Annotated in this window: 17 protein-coding genes; 2 read left to right on the top strand and 15 right to left on the bottom strand. The window is 42.5% G+C overall.

What is annotated here, in order from left to right:
- Positions 1–68 precede the first annotated feature (68 nt).
- Positions 69–671 carry a lysine exporter LysO family protein gene (locus RCH61_RS02255; protein ID WP_178006628.1) on the bottom strand — a complete coding sequence of 201 codons (603 nt, stop codon included), beginning with the start codon at positions 669–671 and terminating at the stop codon, positions 69–71.
- Between the two features lie 43 nt (positions 672–714).
- Positions 715–984, bottom strand: a complete 270-nt coding sequence (locus tag RCH61_RS02250; RefSeq protein WP_178006627.1) for a hypothetical protein — start codon at positions 982–984, stop codon at positions 715–717.
- Positions 985–1,148: 164 nt separating this feature from the next.
- Here RCH61_RS02250 and RCH61_RS02245 point away from each other — a divergent pair, with 164 nt between their 5' ends.
- Together RCH61_RS02245 and RCH61_RS02240 are read left to right on the top strand one after the other, a co-directional pair.
- Entirely contained in the window at positions 1,149–1,373 is a 225-nt protein-coding gene (locus RCH61_RS02245) for a 4Fe-4S binding protein (protein ID WP_178006626.1), read from the top strand.
- Positions 1,370–1,966 (top strand): 4Fe-4S binding protein, encoded by a 597-nt coding sequence (locus RCH61_RS02240; protein ID WP_178006625.1) that lies wholly within the window; start codon positions 1,370–1,372, stop codon positions 1,964–1,966. The genes RCH61_RS02245 and RCH61_RS02240 overlap by 4 nt, the downstream gene beginning before the upstream one ends.
- Positions 1,967–2,141: 175 nt before the next feature.
- Here RCH61_RS02240 and RCH61_RS02235 read toward each other — a convergent pair whose 3' ends face one another.
- From RCH61_RS02235 to RCH61_RS02175, 13 genes are all read right to left on the bottom strand, one after another.
- Entirely contained in the window at positions 2,142–3,386 is a 1,245-nt protein-coding gene (locus RCH61_RS02235) for a S41 family peptidase (protein ID WP_442920441.1), read from the bottom strand.
- 295 nt (positions 3,387–3,681) lie between these two features.
- Complete coding sequence (locus RCH61_RS02230) at positions 3,682–4,776, bottom strand: murein hydrolase activator EnvC family protein (protein WP_178006472.1); 1,095 nt, start codon at positions 4,774–4,776, stop codon at positions 3,682–3,684.
- A 12-nt stretch (positions 4,777–4,788) separates the two neighbouring features.
- Positions 4,789–5,739: a permease-like cell division protein FtsX gene (gene ftsX, locus RCH61_RS02225; RefSeq protein WP_178006473.1), complete on the bottom strand. Its 951-nt coding sequence runs from the start codon at positions 5,737–5,739 to the stop codon at positions 4,789–4,791.
- Positions 5,729–6,415 carry a cell division ATP-binding protein FtsE gene (gene ftsE / locus RCH61_RS02220; protein WP_306479768.1) on the bottom strand — a complete coding sequence of 229 codons (687 nt, stop codon included), beginning with the start codon at positions 6,413–6,415 and terminating at the stop codon, positions 5,729–5,731. The genes ftsX and ftsE overlap by 11 nt, the downstream gene beginning before the upstream one ends.
- 40 nt (positions 6,416–6,455) lie before the next feature.
- Entirely contained in the window at positions 6,456–7,547 is a 1,092-nt protein-coding gene (locus tag RCH61_RS02215) for a PucR family transcriptional regulator (RefSeq protein ID WP_178006899.1), read from the bottom strand.
- A gap of 232 nt (positions 7,548–7,779) precedes the next feature.
- Positions 7,780–8,457 (bottom strand): WecB/TagA/CpsF family glycosyltransferase, encoded by a 678-nt coding sequence (locus tag RCH61_RS02210; protein WP_306479767.1) that lies wholly within the window; start codon positions 8,455–8,457, stop codon positions 7,780–7,782.
- A 124-nt stretch (positions 8,458–8,581) separates the two neighbouring features.
- Positions 8,582–8,782, bottom strand: a complete 201-nt coding sequence (locus tag RCH61_RS02205; protein WP_178006901.1) for a small, acid-soluble spore protein, alpha/beta type — start codon at positions 8,780–8,782, stop codon at positions 8,582–8,584.
- An 80-nt stretch (positions 8,783–8,862) separates the two neighbouring features.
- Positions 8,863–9,213, bottom strand: coding sequence for a PadR family transcriptional regulator (locus tag RCH61_RS02200; RefSeq protein WP_306479766.1), 351 nt, complete (start codon positions 9,211–9,213; stop codon positions 8,863–8,865).
- Positions 9,214–9,444: 231 nt separating this feature from the next.
- A complete protein-coding gene (locus tag RCH61_RS02195) occupies positions 9,445–9,711 on the bottom strand; it encodes a DUF1294 domain-containing protein (protein ID WP_178006346.1) in 267 nt (88 codons plus the stop codon).
- Positions 9,708–13,298: a helicase-exonuclease AddAB subunit AddA gene (gene addA / locus RCH61_RS02190; RefSeq protein ID WP_306479765.1), complete on the bottom strand. Its 3,591-nt coding sequence runs from the start codon at positions 13,296–13,298 to the stop codon at positions 9,708–9,710. The genes RCH61_RS02195 and addA overlap by 4 nt, the downstream gene beginning before the upstream one ends.
- A 2-nt stretch (positions 13,299–13,300) precedes the next feature.
- Positions 13,301–16,696 (bottom strand): PD-(D/E)XK nuclease family protein, encoded by a 3,396-nt coding sequence (locus tag RCH61_RS02185; RefSeq protein WP_306479764.1) that lies wholly within the window; start codon positions 16,694–16,696, stop codon positions 13,301–13,303.
- Positions 16,697–16,718: 22 nt separating this feature from the next.
- Positions 16,719–17,027 (bottom strand): thioredoxin, encoded by a 309-nt coding sequence (trxA, locus tag RCH61_RS02180; protein WP_178007723.1) that lies wholly within the window; start codon positions 17,025–17,027, stop codon positions 16,719–16,721.
- 224 nt (positions 17,028–17,251) lie between these two features.
- Positions 17,252–17,908 (bottom strand): Crp/Fnr family transcriptional regulator, encoded by a 657-nt coding sequence (locus tag RCH61_RS02175; RefSeq protein WP_178007727.1) that lies wholly within the window; start codon positions 17,906–17,908, stop codon positions 17,252–17,254.
- Between the last annotated feature and the right edge of the window lie 159 nt (positions 17,909–18,067).

The following is an 18,067-nucleotide window of genomic DNA, read 5'->3' as shown; positions in this document are numbered from 1 at the left end:
TTTTTATAATCCGGCTTCTTTAAAAAGCATAAATCTTCTGACTCGTCCCCCGGATATTATTCTGTTTCTTATCTTATATTTAAACAAAACGAAATAAGGATCGGTACACAAAAAGAGCAGATCACACCATTTAAAACAGACAGTACGACCGTCTCTTCATTTGTATATTTTAACATGACAGGAAGCGTCGTATCTTCACTGGTCGCTCCAGCCGGAGCGATGCATGTATAATAATTAAAGTGCACCGCCAAAAACGGAATAATAAAAAAAGAAAAGATTTCCCTCATAAGGTTACTCAAAAAAGCAATGCTTCCTGCTTCCGCTCCTACCATTTTACTGATCGTCGCACCTGAAAGACTGTACCATCCCAGTCCGCTTGCGATCGCCGTCGCTTCTCCTGCCGGCATTTTAATAATGACAGAACAAAGCACACCTCCCAAAAGAGAACCGATGATAATCCCGATCGGAATAATAAAAATCTTAATATGATATTCGCGTATTTTTTGCATGATCCCGTCATACATTCCGATACTTATCCCAACGGAAAACATTAACAAATATAAAACAATATTCGTGTTCTGCGTAATGGCAGTAATGAAGCTGCTTTCCACATCGAAATAACCATAAGCGAGTCCTGACAGTAAGGACAATATTGTTAGAAAAACAATCATCTTCAACCCTTCTTTCCCAAAATCTTATTTTCTTCCTGACAACTTATTTTTCTTTCTTCATAAAAACTCTTGTCAGTACATAGACAAAGAGGATAGAAAGCGCCGTCGGAATGAGAAAGAACAGAAAGCTTGTCAGACCAAGCGATGACAGTTCTTCAAAGAAATTCTCCTTCTTTCCAAGCATCACTCCCATAGAAAAGATTAAAACGAATGTGCAGAGCAGGGAAAAGTATTCATTTATCTTTTTTCCGCGCCGCAGAAAAGAAAAACGCCCTGCAATAATCCCAATACACATAACAATTAATATATCCATCTCCCTGACTCCTTATACTTGATTTTTCATACTTCCTTACTATATCAAAGTTTGAACGTTTCGTCATGTATAAAAGAGAATCTTCTGCTGCTGCGTGATTATATCACGGAAACATCTGCTGCTGCATGCTATATTGATAAAACAAAATTGTTAGGAGGTCCGTCATGGAAAAAACTGCGGAAAAGAAAATCAGAAAAAAAAGAAAAGCATTCGTCTCGGAAAGTGACTGCGTGGCATGCGGATGCTGCGTCAAAGTCTGTCCGATGAACGCCATCGTAATCTTCAGGGGGATCGTGGCTAAGATCAATCCCGAAAAATGTGTCGGCTGCGGAAAATGTTCTGTCGAATGTCCGGCATCTGTCATCGCGATCAAGGAGGTACAGTTATGAAAAAACATTGGTATGACTATCTGTGGATCGTATCCCTTGCTTATTTGATCCTCGGATTTTTCAACATCCTCTTTGCATGGATCGGACTTCTCTGTTTCTTCATCCCTTTGATTATCTCTCTTGCAAAAGGAACAAAGGGATATTGCAACCGCTACTGTGGAAGAGGGCAGCTCTTCGGGCTGATCGGCGGCCGTTTCGGGCTTTCCAGAAAAAAAGATATTCCACGCTGGATGAAAAGTAAATGGTTCCGTTATGGATTTTTAATCTTTTTCTTTATTATGTTTTTCCAGATGCTTTGGAACACAGGACTTGTATTTGCAAACGTCCGCAGTCTAAAACAGGCGGTTACGCTTTTGTGGACTTTCTCTCTTCCATGGAACTGGGCATATCACGGCACAGTCTTCCACCCCGGCGTCGCACAATTCGCTTTTGGATTTTACAGCGTTATGCTTACATCTACCGTACTTGGTTTAGTGACAATGATCTTGTTCAAACCGAGAAGCTGGTGTGTTTACTGTCCCATGGGAACAATGACTCAGCTCATCTGCAAAGCGAAAAGTCCAAAACAAAACACTGCCGATGAGCCCGTGTGATCATATCACAAAACTCCCATACTAAGTGATATTATCACAGAAACACTCCGAAAAACAGGACATAATATAAGAGAACCAATTCAAGAAAACCGATTTGAATAATTAATTCTTTAAAGAAAAAAAGCGAAACAGTGTGGATGACTGTTCCGCTTTTTTCTTTAGCAGTCTTCTGCTTTTACATCTGATCTTTCACGACTTCCAAAGCTTTCTCCAGCTGTGAATCTGCTTCAGGATTATTTTCATCATATTCATACTCAACTTCTACATCCGGCTCAACGCCTTTCCCGTTGATGCTCCGTCCGTTCGGCGTATAATATTCTGCAATCGTCATCTTCAAACACGTTCCGTCGCCGAGATCCATAAGCTGCTGGACAACGCCTTTTCCATACGTCGTCATGCCGACGATCTTCCCTACTCCATAATCCTGCACAGCTCCGCTGAAGATTTCAGACGCACTGGCGCTGTACTGATTTACAAGAACAGCCAGCGGTTTATCAAATTCATTCGTTCCATCACATGTAACTTCTTCTACATTTCCGTTTTTATCTTTCGTTGACACGATCACGCCTTCCGGAAGAAGCAGTTTCAGCATATCCGTTACCGTCTCAAAGTTTCCGCCCGGATTATTCCGAAGATCGATCACAAGTCCTTTCATCCCCTGCGCTTCAAGATCCTCAAGAGCTGCTTCAAACTGATGATATGTTACACTGTCAAACTCACTTACAGCGATATATCCGATCTGATCTTCTTCCATCTCATACACAACGGTCTGCACTTCGATCGTATCCCGAACCGCCGTCACTTCCACTTCCTTTTCATCTCTTAATACTGAAAGCACGACCGACGTTCCTTTCTCACCTTTGATCCATGAAACGACGGTATCCAGCTCATATCCTGCCGTTTCTTTGCCGTCTACTTTATACAAAATATCTCCGGCTTTCAATCCTGCCTTCTCCGCCGGAGAATCCTTATACACATTGATGATCGTAATCTCATCTGTTCCCTGCAATTTCGACATGGAAGCGCCGATTCCAGAAAACTCTCCATTCGTTGATTCAAAGAGTTCTTTCGTCTCCTGCTCATCATAATATTCTGTGTACGGATCGCCAAGCGCGCCTGCATATCCCGAATAAATCCCTTCCACAAGCGCGTCTTTATCAATCTCATCCTCATACAGATAATACTTTTCAATCAATGCATTCAGTCGGTCCAATTTATGTTCTACATCTGATTTTGACGTACTCTCCGTTCCAAAATTGCCTCTTCGTAATACAGAAACCGTCATCCTTCCAACGCCCCATATTCCGATAAACAAAACGGCGCCGATCACAATTCCTACAAGAACGCCTACACCGAACCGGCTTTTTTTCTTCCCACTGTCTGTTCCCGGTTCTCTTCTGTTCAACTGCTCCTGATTCATTTCGTTTGGTTCTCTTTGACTCCTATTCTGATCCATACTGTTTCCATTCACCCCATCTTCATACATTCATCGGTTTTGTTTCATTTTGTCTCTATCTATTATATAACTGTTTCATTTTCCCATTCTGCTTTTATAAAACGTCACCCAAACTTTTTCCTATACAGAAGAAAGACAAAACAGATCGAGCTCTGCCTTGTCTCCCCTCTTATACCATATACAGGACATCTCCCATATACTAAATTCCATTTACCAAATCCTATCTGCATCTGCCACTCTATACATACACACGATAAATCTACAGATACAAATCAGGATTAACAGCTACATTATTCAGCTCTACCTGAAAATGAAGATGCGGTCCGGTTGACTGTCCCGTACTTCCCACATATCCGATCGGCTGACCTTTTTCCACATACTGCCCTGCCCTGACACAAAGCGCGCTGTGATGCATGTATTTTGTCACAAGTCCATTTCCATGATTGATAACAACCCAATTTCCGGCGCTGTTGCTAAATCCTGCGATTACAACCGTTCCTGCGGCAGCCGCATATGTAGGTGTTCCGGTAGGAGCCGCATAATCATGCCCTTTATGTCCGCCGATCTCATACGGTCTGATCTCACCGAAATAACTGGATTGATAAGACATGCCCGGACACGGATGCGTAAAATATCCATTTCCACTTACGACATTTCCACCTGTTGACGGAATATAATTATTTCCCGCCTGCTCCTTCTGTATCCGTTCAATCTCTTTCGCCTTTTCCAATGCAACCGCATTCGCATCGATCTCTGACTGGATATTATCAAGCTTTTCCTTGTTCGCATCGATCATCGTCTGAACTTCCGTCTGCTGACTAACAAGCTTTGTCTGAAGCGTATTCAGTTCTTCATATTCTGCCTGAACTTCTTCTTCTTTCACTTTGATCTCTTCGACCGTATCCTGATACCTTATAAGCTCGTCTCTGTCATACTCTGAAATCTGGGAAATATATTCTGCCTTATTCAGAAAGTCACCCATATTCTTGCTCTCGGCAAGGACAGCTACAAACTGGGTATTCCCGCTCTCATACATATATTTGATACGAACTTTCATTCTCTCATACTGATCGTTCGCATCAATCTGAGCCTGAACAAGTTCATTTTCAACCTGTTCGATCTCTTCTTCCTTTTCCGTCAGTTTCTCCTGCGTTTCTTCCATATCGGCAACGATCTCTTTTAACTTTTCTGTGAGATCTTTCGCCTCTTCCTGAGCCTGTTCCTTTTTGCCTTCCAGCTCGTCCGCTTTATTCTCCGCTTCCTGAACGGTAACGGCGCCTACATTCATCGTCATTCCGGCACACAGTGACAACGCAAGAAATAGACTCGCCACCCTCTTCATTCTACACTTCATCGTGTATACCTCCTACACTTTCAGATGTTTACGCACCGTAAAGAAACTTCCGAGGAAACCGATTCCGATTCCCATCACTACACCGATCGGAAGTAAAATCTGATATACAGACGATACCGGAAGGAATGTAATAATATTCTCAAGAATACTAAACTTCATCATAATGTACTCAACTGCTTTGTCATACAGGAAGTACAACAGAACGAGCGGGATTGCCGCACCGAAAATACCGATGATAAGACCTTCGATAACGAACGGAGAACGAACAACAAAATCTTTCGCTCCGATATACTTCATAATCGCGATCTCTTCTTTTCTGACGGTAATACCCATCGTAACCGTATTACTGATCAGGAAGATGGAAACTCCAAGAAGAATAATGATAATTGCGATTGAAATAACAGCTACAAGCGTATTCACACTTGAAAGCATCTTCGCCACTACATCCGACTTATTCACTTCACGCACACCGTCCAGTTTTTTCGCATAAGAAACAAGTTCTTTCTGCGTCTCGGAAAGAGAACGGCTTCTCGCTGTAAGACTCTTATTATCTTCCGATGTCTTCATATATACTTCGTAGTTATCCGAAGATGCAAGCGGGTTATCGTTTTTAAACCCTTCTGCCAGCTCCGGATTATCAGCAAAATACTGTTTCTGGAACTCTTCCCACGCTTCCTCTGCCGATATGTACTTTACTTCTGCCACATCTTCGCGTGACTCCAGCGCCTCTCCGATTGCTTTCTTCTCTGAATCCGTAGCGTCTTCGTCAAAGAATACAGTAATCGCGACGCCTTCCTCCGCTGTTTTTATAATATACTGAAAATTTACAATGATCGAAAAGAATAATCCAAACAAGAAGATACAAGCTGACATTGTCGCAATGGATGCGAGTGAAAACATCTTGTTTCTCCAGATATTCTTAACGCCCTGTTTTCCGACGTATCCAAATGTACTAATCCTCATCTATATACCCACCTTTTTGTTCATCACTGACGATCACACCTTGTTTCATAGTGATCACGCGCTCGTTCATCTCGTTTACGATCTCCTGGTTATGTGTCACGACAAGCACTGTCGTTCCCCTTTCATTCGCCTCTTTCAAAAGGCTCATAATCTCCCATGAGTTCGTTGGGTCCAAGTTTCCCGTAGGCTCGTCTGCCAACAAAATAGCGGGTTCATTTACGATCGCCCTTGCGATTGCAACTCTCTGCTGCTCTCCTCCTGACAGTTCCTTCGGAAATGATTTGTATTTCTGTGCAAGTCCGACCAGTGAAAGCGCTGCCGGAACCTTTTTCTTGATCACCTTCGTCGGTGTCTCTGTCACACGCAGGGCAAATGCGATATTCTCATAAATATTCCTGTCTTTTAAAAGACGGAAGTCCTGAAACACAACTCCTAAACCTCTTCTGTATCTTGCGATATTCTTGTGCTTCATCCGGTTCAGATTCTGCCCGTTCACGATGATCGTACCCTCAGTCGGGTTCAATTCTTTCATGATCAAACGGATCAGGGTAGATTTTCCCGAACCACTGTCCCCGACGATGAAAACGAATTCTCCCCGTTCGATTTTCACAGAGACTCCGTTAAGGGCAGCATTTCCCTTGGAGTACTCCTTCGTCACGTTTCTTAATTCAATCATAAGTTCCTCCTAATTATTTATACTCCTGTATGAATATAGATCAATACTCTAATGATTCCATGTATTTCATATATTTTACGACCATAAGCGCGATCTTAAATGTAATCGCATCTTCGAAGACGCGAAGATCGAGTCCTGTGCTCTTCTGAAGCTTGTCCAGTCTGTATACAAGAGTATTTCTGTGAATGTACAGTTGTCTGGATGTCTCTGACACATTGAGGCTGTTCTCAAAAAACTTATTGATCGTCGTCAATGTCTCCTCGTCAAAATCATCCGGTGATTTCCCCTCGAAAATCTCCTTGATAAACATCTTACACAGCGGGATCGGGAGCTGATAGATCAAACGTCCGATGCCAAGCGTCGTAAATGCAACGACATCTTTCTCTGCAAAGAAGATCTTTCCTACGTCAAGAGCGAGCTTCGCTTCTTTATAAGACTTGGAAACTTCCTTGATATCGCTGATGATCGTACCGTACGCAATGCGGATCTTCTCGTCCTTCGTGTCTTCACGCAGCATATCAAGCATTGACTTCGCCATCTTCTCAAGCTCTTTTGCGCCATCCTTTTCTGCAAGTTCCTTCACTACGATAATATTCTTCTCATCGACTGCGGTAATAAAATCTTTTGATTTTCCGCCGAGAAGATTCCTTACGTTCTCAAGCGCAGCATTATCCTTTTCGTGTGATGTCTCAATAATAAAGATAACACGTTTTACCTCTGTGTCAATATGTAATTTTTTTGCACGATTATAAATATCTACCAAAAGCAGGTTATCCAGCAACAGGTTTTTAATAAAATTATCTTTATCAAATCGTTCTTTATAAGCGATAAGAAGACTATGAACCTGAAATGCCGCAACTTTTCCGAGCATGTATGCCGTCTCGCTGTCTCCCTCTGCCAAAAGAACATATTCCAGTCTCTGTTCATCGAAGATCTTAAAGAACTGGCATCCCTGTATTACCTGACTGTCAGCCGGCGATTCTACAAACGAGAGCACCGCGCCGCTTCTTTCCTGTACATTATCAAATGTAGCAGCCAATTCCTTTCCTTCTGTATCCAATACAGCAAAATCAACTTTGGAAATTCCTTTCAGTCCATCGATCGTATTCTGAAGTATCTGATTTGAAATCATTCTTTTTCCTCCACTCTTTGGAATTATATCATGTACATTTTTCACAAACTTAAAAAGCGAAAAAAATCATCTTTCTTAGACTCATGTATTATATTAATGCAAAACAGCAAAAAAAGAAAGAGGAAATACATATTTTTTATGCACTTCCTCAGATATTTTACAAAAAATTCATATTTTACATCTTATACATTGTTCACAAATTCCAAATATAGACACTTTGTCCAGCATTTGTCTATTTCGTCTTTTTCTGCTGCTTTCCTACTAACAGATGAAATCTCTTTTTTAAGAAAAAGCGGGAAAGTCTTTTGGAAAGCTTTCTTTCACCATAACTTTTTTCCAGCAGCGATCCGCATCCGAACCACATCTTCACATTCAAAAGAGCCTGATATTTCGCGATGAACTGTTCTTGATAAGGCGACTGCAGCACGGATAAAATACAGTCTGTTTCGGTTCCGTTGATTTCGTTTACTACATCTTCTTCTCTGTTTTCACCTTCCCGGATCAGCGCATGTCCCGTCAGACAGATCCCTTTATCATAATACTTCATCGCATGCTCGACAGATGCAAGCTTCTCCTCGGAGTCTGCAAGCAGAAATACTTTTTTTCTGTTCCTTTGAAGATATTTCATAAACATTTTTATAAATGTCTGATTGTCTGCTTCTCTCAGCTTCACTCTGTCCGTTTCCCCTGCTGCTTCAAGGATCTCTGTCTCCCCCGGAAGCATCAGACCAAACCCGGATATCGTTTTTTTCCATTCTTCTTCATCCCGCACACTCATCAGAGTGCTCATGGATAGGATCTCTATGATATCAGCCGACTCTCTCTCCATAAACGCGATTGCCTTCACCATAGCTTCTTTCGCTGTCAGGCAGTCCATTTCTGTACTCAAAACAGTTATTTTTTCTTTCATACACATCACCTGTCGTCTCCCTCGGATGTACAATTTTATCAAATTTGCTTGTCTTTGTAAAGAAATATTCCGCCCTTCGCCGCTTTCTCAATGCCCCGTTCTGCCGTTTTTGTTTATTCTTCTGCTATGTCTGATCTGCCCGACTGCTTTTTTTCTTTCTTGTTACAAGCCCTCCGATCCTTCCCGTTTCTTTCGATGTAAGGGATTTCCACCCCTCTGCCATCACTTTATCGAGAAGTCCCAATTCTTCCGCTACTTCGTATTTTAATTTTTCTTCCGGATCAAGGTTTGCCAAATCGATCTTTTTTGATTTTTTTCCCGACATACAACTGCTCCTTTCATTTCTTTGCAAAGAAGTGTTGCCTGTTTTTCTAATTCTATTCATCTGCTCCGGTTTGGCGTCTTTTACTTCCGATCCGATTCTGAAATCTCCTCATTCACGATCATCCCGTGAAAGATCGCGTTGACCTTCCGGGTATAAGTTTCCCATTCTTTCTTATAAAAATCTAATTGTTGCATCCCTTTTGAAGTGATCTTATAATACCGCCTGTTTCTCCCTTCAAACTGTCTGTCGTACACTTCCAGATACTCGTCTTTCTGAAGTCTTCGCAAAACCGGATACAATGTTGACTCCGATACTTCGATCACTTTCCTTACATCCTGCGTAATCCTGTATCCGTATGTTCCAGTCTCTTCCATAGATACAACCGCCAATACGATCGCATCCAAAAGAGCCGCCCCTGTATGAAATGCCATGCGTTCCTCCTCGATTTCCATTTTCCAAAAACAAAAAAACGCTCCGATCCCCTGCCGGATTTTTCATTGTAAAATCAAATATATTATTCAAGTAATATTATATTTTATATAATATCATTTGTCAAACAAAACTCTTTCCAAAATAAAACCGTATCAGAAATATCATAGACTTTTCCAATACGGTTTTCATTCTTAAACAATCCCATTTTGTTCCGGCTTTTAATTCTTTCGTTAATAATTCAAAAGAATATATCCTGCTATCACACAGTGGATCACAAAAAACACCGGTACGCTTATGAAAAATTTCGGCTTCTTTGTTTTATGGCGAAACATCATCATCCCTGCCAGCGCCCCGACAGAACCGCCTGCCAAAGCGGCAAGAAGAAGCGCCCTTTCCGATATTCTCCATTTTCCGCTTTTTGCCTTCCATTTATCTAAACCGTACATCATCCATGTGACTGCATTTACAGCGATCAGATAATACATCAGAATTTTCATACATTGATCTCCTCTTTTAAAGTAAACGAATAAATGATCTTCTCTTTCACGCATTTTCCGGTAAGCTGCGAGAGCGCCTGCGCATAATATTCCAACTGCGCATGGTATTTTTCTGCCAGTTCTTTCCCGTTTTTCACCTGATCTGTCTTATAATCAAGCACGACAAGTCCGTCCTCTTCTTCAAAGTATACGTCAATAATCCCTTGTACAAGTATCTTTTCCCCAGACTGATCTCCCGGATAGATCTCCGATGCGTCCACGCCGATCACAAACGGCTGCTCTTTATAAAGCATTTCTTTTCTTGCCGCCCGGGACATACGGCTTCCGCTCTTTGTCTGAAGAAAATGCATCATATCTTCAATCCTGATGCAGTCTGCCATTTCCTTTGACAAACGTCCTGCTTCTGTCAGCTTCTCCAACTCAGCTTCCAGACCGCTTTCATCATACTCTTTTGCAAAATCAAGCAATTCAAGCATTTTGTGATATGCGCTTCCTCTGGAAGCTCCGGAAAGCGTGTCTTCCTTCTTAATAAAATGAGGAATAAGCGGGACAACTTCCGGTTCTTTATACATCTCTTCACCGGATTCTTCCTGCAGAATCGTTCTTTTCTTTAATTCTGACACCGTAAATTTCAACTTCATACTGCCTTCAAAATCATACGGATAAACATACTTCATCTGCTCATCCAACCGATCCCGGAATTTCAGATCATAAATCTTTTCCGCATCCCAATGTTTCAACACATCAAGCGCCAGCTCTTCTGCCTTCACCTCTGAAACATCCGGTTTCAAATCTTCCTGCGTATAATAAAAAACATCAACCGGAGCATCCTTTCTTACTCCTCCCGCCGTTTCAGACCAAAGCGCCGGCATGATCCAGTCAAAATAAGATTTTGCCCCTGTAGTAATCACTCCGTTTTCCCCTGACTGCATCACAAAATGATGCGGCAGAACTCCGGTCATGATCAGTTTATCCTTTGCTCTTGTCAGCGCCACATACAAGATACGCATTTCCTCCGACCACATTTCATACATTAACTCCTCACGAATCACTTTTTTCAGAAAGGTTGGAGCCTTTGTCCGCCGTTCCAGATTAATCTTATCCACTCCGATTCCCCATTTTGGATGAAGGAGCATACTGCTTTTTGTGTCCTGCGTATTAAAACTTTTTCCCAGTCCTGCTGCAAACACGATCGGAAATTCCAATCCTTTACTCTTATGAATACTCATGATCCGCACTGTATCCGCCTGCTCATCCAGCGTTCCTGCTTCCCCGTAATCTACATCATATTTTTTCAGTTGTTCAATATACCGCACAAAATGAAACAATCCTTTATAACTTGTTCCTTCAAACGCCTTGGCTTTCTCCACGAGCATTTCGATATTTGCCGTCCGCTGAGCGCCGCCTTCCATCGCTCCGATATAGATACCGAATCCGGTTTCCTCTATAATTTCTTCCAGCAGCTCATGAATCGGAGTATAAGATACCTTTCCTCTGAACCTATCAACCTGTTCAAAGAATTCCGACAGCTTCTTTTGCAAAACCGGATCGTTCGCTTCTGCCGAAGCATACAGCCGTGCGCTTTCATAAAACGGCGTATCCGGGTATTCCATCCTGATCTTTGCCATCTCTTCTGTTCGAAGGCGTCCAAACGGAGAAGTCAGCGCCGCCGCAAGCGGAAGATCCTGACGTCCGTTATCAAGTATTTTCAGATAGTCGAGTAACACGCTTACCTCATACGCCGCAAAATAACCTTCCCTGCTTACAGAATACGCGGGAATCCCTTCTTCTGCAAGAACTGCCGAAAAATCTTCCGCCCATCCTTTCACACTTCTTGTCAGAATCACGATATCCTTGTATTTCACCGGGCGGTACGTTTCTGTCTCTTTATCAAAAACGATTCCTTCCCGCATCAGCTTTCTGATTCTCTTCGCGATCATTCTCGCTTCCGTCCGGCGTACATTTTCTGTATCCTTTTTCCACTCAGCCAAAACCAGCAGCTCTGTCTTAAACAGATCGTTCTGCTCTGATGTATCTGACCTTTTATTTCTTTCGTCTGTCTCCCGGATTTCAGGGAAGGACGCTCCGGCATAAAGAGCCGCGTTATCGTCATATTCTATCCCGCCCATTTCTTTTTTCATGATTTGATGAAAAATATAATTAACGCCGTCTAAAACTTCTTCCCTGCTCCTGAAATTCTTATGCAGATCGATCCGCTGCTTTTCACTGTCTTCCACGCTGTATGTATTATATTTTTCCATGAACAGTTCTGGTCTTGAAAGACGAAAACTGTAGATGCTCTGCTTTACATCTCCTACCATGAAAATATTGTTTCTCCCGTCTGCCTGCCCTGACACACTTGTCAAAATCGTTTCCTGAACGAAATTGCTGTCCTGATATTCATCGATCATGATCTCTTCAAACTGCTTCGCATACTCACGAGCGACAACGGAAGGAACAAGTTCTCCCTCTTTTTCTTCTGTCAAAACAGCAAGGGCAAACTGTTCCATATCGTTAAAATCTATCATATTTCTGCTGCGCTTCTTCTCTGCAAACTTCTCTGCAAACTGCTTTACCAAAAGCACAGCCGTTTCCACTGATCCCCTTGCCTGAAGCAGATCTTCTTTCCATGTATTTTCCGATGTGTAAAAATACATTTCCTTTATTCCTGTTATCGCCTTTTTCGCCTGATCTCTCAGCGACTTCACAAGTTCTCGCTTCTCAGGCGATACGCTGTCATCCTTTTTTCTGGAGAGAGTCTTCCATTCAAACTGAGTAACTGCGCGATACATTTTTGCAAAATCACTGCTTCTCCTGATATTCTCTACATGTAACAGATCTGACTCCAGCATATCTCCATACATATACGGACCGTCTGGTTCTTCACATATTTTCAGACATCTTTGAAGCAGCTTCTCCGGTTCATTCACGCGAAGATAAACATGCTTCAACATCTGCTGTACCAGCTTTTCTTCCGCTTCGTCTTTTCCGTATATTTCCACACATTGATCCAGCCATTTCACCGGCTGGGGATAACTGCGGGAATATTCATACAGTTTTAAGATAATCCCTTCGATCTTCCGGTCATTTTTCCCGGTTCCAAACCGCTCTGTAAAAGAGAGAAATTCTTGATCTCCTTCTGCATACCGCTCTTCCAGTAATTCGTCTAGAACATCCTGTTTCAGAAGCTTCAGTTCCCCTTCTTCCCCGATCCGAAATCCCGGATCAAGATCGATCACATGAAAATGTTCCCTTATCACAGACAGACAAAAACTATGAATCGTTGTAATCGGCGCACTATGTACTAAAGTCGCCTGCTGTTCCAAATGTTCGTTTCCCGGATTTTCTTCCAGCCTTTTCTCAATGGCTGCCCTAATCCTGTCTTTCATCTCCGCCGCAGCCGCCTCTGTAAACGTTACGATCAAAAGATTGTCTACATCCACCGGACACTGCTCGTCTGTAATCCTTTGTATGATACGTTCTACAAGAACGGCTGTCTTTCCAGATCCGGCCGCCGCAGACACAAGAATATTCCGATTCCGAAGATCTATCACTTTTTGCTGCTGTTTTGTCCACTTCACGCCCATACTCACTGTTCTCCGCCTTTCTCTTCCCGCTGATATACGTCCTGATCCTTCTCCTCGTTTTCCGTCAGCGTCTCCTTCATCTTTTTCACGGCTTCTTCAGAAGAATATTGTTTCAGTCTGCGGTAACTGCATCCTTCCAGCCGCGGATCGAATCCGCAGATATCTTTATACGGACAATAATCACATCCTGTCGCATCTCCCATTTCATATGGAGAGACAGATACTTCCCCTGCATACATTCGCTCTTTGACCGATTCTTCCTTCTGTTTCGCAAAAGAAAGGACCGTCTGAAACATGTCTTCAGAAAGAGCGCGGGAATTTTTACTAAGCGAACCATTCTTGTTTCTTCCTATTGGAAATAGAATTGAATTTCCTGAAAGATCTCTTTCCAAATGAGCCAGAACCGCATCTTCCCCATTGATCAGACCGTCCTGCTTCAGTTCCTTTAAAATGCTTTTCTCCACCGCCTCTTCTGTCTCTTCTTCTGAAACGATCGGATCTTGAATACGATAATAAAAGATCCCCGCCGGCACGATCGTTTTATCAGGATATTTTCTCTTTTCCACCTCCAGCGCCGCATTCAAATAAACCGGAAGCTGCATCTGCAGTCCGTGATAGAGCGACGTAATATCAAAACGTTTCATTCCTGTTTTATAATCCGTCACTTTCACATATACATGATCGCCATCGAAACAAATATCAATCCGGTCGATCTTCCCGCTTCCAAACTGCATCTCATATCCGCTCGGAACAAAATCCCCCTTTTCTATCTGCTTCGTCAGCGCCCACACCGATGTTCGGATGAGCCGTTTGATCCGTGTGATCATATATTCATTTCGCGCGGAACTAAAAAGAACGGTATTGCCATAATCAATGATACTTTCTTCCACACTTGCATCGATCATCTCATCACGAAGAGATTCCGGTATTTCCTCCCATCTCAGCTTCTGTGCATCTGCCTTTTTAGAAAACACTTCCAAAGATTTATGTGCAATATTTCCAAGATCAAGCGCCTCAAATCCATATTCTTCCCGATCAGAAAGCCGCAGTCCATAACTGAGAAAATGGGCATACGCACAAGACGCAAACTTCTCCAGTCTTGTCACGCTGACACGATTTCGGGAAGTATAAAGTTTCTCTGCCATTTCCGACGCCAGCCTGGTATCGGTTCTGCGCAGAAAACCTGCGTCTAAAATGCCGGAAATCTCCTTCTCATTTTTTCCATCCTTTATGAACCATGTATACAGTTCTTTCCACGGGTCATCTACACCGAGACGACGGCAGCAAATTCCTTCCGCTACTTTCTTTATGCCGCCCTTGCGGGTAATCTCACATTCGCGAAGCGCTGTATTCTCCTCATCCTTCACTGCAAGCTTCGGAAATAACCGCCGAACTTCCTGTATCAAATATGAAGGACGCATCATTTTCCCGTCTCCCGATACCTTCGACCATGATAAACTTAAAAACTCTGTCGGCTTTGTCAGAGACATATATAAATAGAACTTTTGAATGTACAGCTTCTCCTTCGGTCCCGGAGACAAAGCGATCTGCTTCTTTCTAAACTCCTCTCTGTCTTTCTCAGACAGGAGACCTCCTGCTCCTGCATTTCCGGGCAAAAGCACATCGTTCGCACCGACAAAGAAGAGCGCGCGTATATTTTTGATCCTTGTACGTTCCACATCGCCGATCACAACCTGATCGATGCCCGGCGGAATTACCCCCACCTTCGCCTCCTCGAATCCAGCGTCAAGAAGTTCACAATATTCTTTCAGAGAAATCGGTTCCTCTCCTAATAACTCTGCGAATTTATCAAACAGTTCCAACACGATCCTGTAGATCTGCTCATATTCTTTCGCCAGCGCAAGTTCCCCTTGTTCTGCAAAATATTGCTGCTGTCGCTCCAGTTTCTCCTGTATCTGTTCTCCGACGATAAATTCATATACCGCAAGCGTAATGTCAAACACTGTTTTCTTTCTCTGCCTTGCAACAAAGACAAGCGGATCTATCTTTTCAACAAACTTTACACGCAGATGATTCAGTTTCTCTAATTCCGGCTCGTCTGCCTCCCTTGACTTCCGCGCCCACGCCTGCTGCCATTTCTTATATCCTTTTATTCCCAGTGCAAGACAGTAGTTTTCCATTCGGTCAATCTCGTCTTCTGTAAATTCACTATACCCGGATCTTAAATACCGAAACACACTTTCATAAGTAAAATTTTCCTGTATCATCCCTAAAAGACTCCGCACATACTCTACAAAAGAATTCAAAAGGATGCTTTTTTTATGATCCATAAAAACCGGTATGTCAAAAGATGCACACGCCTTTTCCAATACGTCTGCATACACGTTCATATCTGCTGCAATTACAGCAATCTCACGATACCGATACCCTTTCGTCCGCACAAGACGCCGAATATTCGCCGCTACATATTCAGCCTCTTTTCCCGGGGAACGAACTTCATGCATGGAAATAAACTCACAGTCTTGCTTATATTTCGCTCCTGAATAGCGAAAGATTTCCGACTCCAAAAACGCCATTTCCGGATTGTTCCGAAACCGATACACAGGTCTTTCATAAAAACATACCGCATCGTCTATTTCCGTTTTTTTCTCTTTGGCAATCTTTACAAGTGATGTAACCATCTGTTTACCAATAGCAAAAAGCTGATACGGATCCCGATATACATAAGGATCTTCCCTTCCGTCCATTTCCACCGTGATCATCACTTTTTCACATACGGAAAAAAGCTCACCGATCAGACGGTTCTGCACAGGTGTGAAACCTGTAAAGCCGTCCATTGCCACCACACTTCCTTTTAAAATATCAGAATGCGGGACAACATCGCTGAGCACATCAAGCATCTCTTCTTTTGTAATATATTTTTCACTCAAATACTCTTCAAAGCTTTGATAGATTGTTCGGATATCATCCAGTTTATAATACAGATAACTTTCAAACGGAATCTCTTCCATAAAGTCATCCAGCAGATCAAAGTCTACTCCGTACTGCGTAAATTCAGAAATTACCGATTTCACTTCACTGATATACCCTTGTTTTTTCAAGTTCCCCCTGAAAACCTTCAGGTCTTTTTCACACGCCCCTGCGATCTTACGCAGAATAAGACTTTTTCCTTCGTCATCAAGCACAGTACGGGCATCCTGCCCCACCTCTTCAAAAATGCGGTGTGCCAGGCGCCCGAAACTCAACACATCAATATTCATGATCCCGCCTCGCGGATGTGCGAGGCAGAGATCTTTTTGTGTCTGCATCGTAAACTGTTCAGGAACGATGACAAGATAGTTTTTGTTTGGATTTTTGGCCGCCTCCTGAACGACCGTTTCATATAAATAATGAGATTTTCCGCTTCCGGAGTTTCCCATAATAAATTGTAATGACATAAACTGCCTCTGTTTTCTCCTTTTATTTTACCAAATCTGCAAGCGCGCTCTTCGGAACAGCTCCCACTTGTTTGCCTGCTATTTCTCCGTTTTTAAATGCAATAAATGTAGGAATACTCATAACTCCATAACGCTGCGCCACGTCCATCTCTTCGTCAATGTTGATCTTGCACACTTTTACGTTATCCAATTCTCCTGAAACTTCTTCCACTACCGGTCCCATCATCTTACACGGTCCGCACCAGTCTGCGTAAAAATCTACTAATACCGGGCGATCTGCCTGAAGAACTTCCTGATCAAAATTTGCTGCTGTCAATTTTACTACTGCCATTTTCATTTCTCCTTTTCCTGACCTTATTCGGTCTGTTTTTAATGAATTTTCTTTTTCCAGATTTCTCTTTGAATGTTTTTCCGATGCTTTCAATCGGTTTTCATTTTGTTTTTATTTTTTGTTTTCTTTCATTGAGTATGTCATTATATTATACCGGATGAAATTTCTTTTCCGTGACAAAATCACAGATAATCACTCTGTGCATTTTCGAGATCAGAGCTTCCTTAAATCTTCCTCAGACCTGCTTCATCAAGAATTTCCACATTTCCCCTCGTCAGCTTCACAAGTCCGTCCGCCTGAAACTGTTTCAGAATTCTTGTCACAACTTCTCTTGCAGTTCCTGCATCCCGCGCCAGTGCCTCATGCGTAATCGCCAGACTTTCCGACTGTTCCATTACTTTATGATCCAAAAGCGCCGATGCAATTCTTGACGCCACATTCGAAAACACAAACTGATTAAACAGCCACATAATATCTGAAAACTTCTCCGAGATCATCTCCATCGTATAGTCTTTCACGATCCCGCTTTCATCATACAATCTGCGGTATACATATTTCGGAATCGTATAAAGCTCGCAATCTGTTTCCATCTCCATGTCAAGCTCTACATCCATTCCGTTCAGCATACATGCCGCGCTCAAAATACTGACGTCCCCCTCCAGCAGACGGAACAGCGTGATATCTCCGCCTCCCGGCGACGTAATAAACACTCTCACTCTTCCTTTTCTGACAATCTGAACTCCGGCACATTCTCCGCCGCCAAAATGAAGCTGCGTTTTCTTAGGACACTGTGTCTTCACCGTACTGTTTCGAATCTCTTCTTTTTGCTTCTCTGTCAGACTTTCCCAAAAAGGAAACGCCTGTTCAAAAATTTCATTCATTTTCACTCTTTCACCTTCCGTTTTCCTATCTTCCATTATAAAAGAAACCTGTCAAAAGATAAAGTGAAAAATATCATTCCTCCGCTTCCGAAAATCCCTCCTTTTTTTCTATGCAAAAAATATAAATTTTTTTCCTAAAGAAATAAGAAAACCGTTATG

The sequence above is a fragment of the Mediterraneibacter sp. genome, assembly GCF_030825015.1.
Taxonomy (GTDB): Bacteria; Bacillota; Clostridia; order Lachnospirales; family Lachnospiraceae; genus Mediterraneibacter.
This window is presented reverse-complemented; position numbering and strand designations above follow the sequence as displayed.

Coding starts and splice junctions, on each gene's coding strand:
- RCH61_RS02185 (WP_306479764.1), bottom strand. CDS start 16,696: ATGTCATTACAATTTATTATGGGAAACTCCGGAAGCGGAAAATCTCAT.
- RCH61_RS02210 (WP_306479767.1), bottom strand. CDS start 8,457: ATGAAAGAAAAAATAACTGTTTTGAGTACAGAAATGGACTGCCTGACA.
- RCH61_RS02175 (WP_178007727.1), bottom strand. CDS start 17,908: ATGAATGAAATTTTTGAACAGGCGTTTCCTTTTTGGGAAAGTCTGACA.
- trxA (WP_178007723.1), bottom strand. CDS start 17,027: ATGGCAGTAGTAAAATTGACAGCAGCAAATTTTGATCAGGAAGTTCTT.
- RCH61_RS02245 (WP_178006626.1), top strand. CDS start 1,149: ATGGAAAAAACTGCGGAAAAGAAAATCAGAAAAAAAAGAAAAGCATTC.
- RCH61_RS02205 (WP_178006901.1), bottom strand. CDS start 8,782: ATGTCGGGAAAAAAATCAAAAAAGATCGATTTGGCAAACCTTGATCCG.
- RCH61_RS02215 (WP_178006899.1), bottom strand. CDS start 7,547: ATGATTTCAAATCAGATACTTCAGAATACGATCGATGGACTGAAAGGA.
- RCH61_RS02230 (WP_178006472.1), bottom strand. CDS start 4,776: ATGAAGTGTAGAATGAAGAGGGTGGCGAGTCTATTTCTTGCGTTGTCA.
- ftsE (WP_306479768.1), bottom strand. CDS start 6,415: ATGATTGAATTAAGAAACGTGACGAAGGAGTACTCCAAGGGAAATGCT.
- RCH61_RS02240 (WP_178006625.1), top strand. CDS start 1,370: ATGAAAAAACATTGGTATGACTATCTGTGGATCGTATCCCTTGCTTAT.
- RCH61_RS02255 (WP_178006628.1), bottom strand. CDS start 671: ATGATTGTTTTTCTAACAATATTGTCCTTACTGTCAGGACTCGCTTAT.
- RCH61_RS02195 (WP_178006346.1), bottom strand. CDS start 9,711: ATGAAAATTCTGATGTATTATCTGATCGCTGTAAATGCAGTCACATGG.
- addA (WP_306479765.1), bottom strand. CDS start 13,298: ATGGGCGTGAAGTGGACAAAACAGCAGCAAAAAGTGATAGATCTTCGG.
- RCH61_RS02250 (WP_178006627.1), bottom strand. CDS start 984: ATGGATATATTAATTGTTATGTGTATTGGGATTATTGCAGGGCGTTTT.
- RCH61_RS02200 (WP_306479766.1), bottom strand. CDS start 9,213: ATGGCATTTCATACAGGGGCGGCTCTTTTGGATGCGATCGTATTGGCG.
- ftsX (WP_178006473.1), bottom strand. CDS start 5,739: ATGAGGATTAGTACATTTGGATACGTCGGAAAACAGGGCGTTAAGAAT.
- RCH61_RS02235 (WP_442920441.1), bottom strand. CDS start 3,386: ATGAATCAGGAGCAGTTGAACAGAAGAGAACCGGGAACAGACAGTGGG.